Here is a 471-nt window from a genome sequence, read left to right on the forward strand (position 1 = left end):
ATGAAACCTGAGGGAAAAGATGACGTAGTTCGTTAAGAACTAAGGAAAAATTGTAATCAGAAACTTACTGAATATCTCGTCATGCCTTAATTTATATGGCGAGTAGAAAGCATAGGAGAAAGCATCTATATTACTATGTCCCAAATAGTACCATTGTGAAGACAAAACTGTGCCACAGTGATGACATTACGGTGTCAATAGGAGGTTACAACTCTGTCATTTCTATGGTACAGGAGGTTACTTACGACAACAAAACCTTATTATTACAGAAACGAATACAATAAGATTCGAATTGTATCTTCCCTTTCCTATTTGTGTGGTACTTTTATAGGATTTGAATTTTTCTAAATGATTATCAGTATGAAAGACTTTATAGGAGATATGATGAATTTAGGCGGATGTTTGATGATGTATCCTTTGTATTTGTTATCTTTGCACCATTGAAGACGAAGTTCTTAACGAACTCCATTA

The organism is Parabacteroides sp. TM07-1AC, assembly GCF_003480915.1.
Lineage (GTDB): Bacteria > Bacteroidota > Bacteroidia > Bacteroidales > Tannerellaceae > Parabacteroides > Parabacteroides chongii.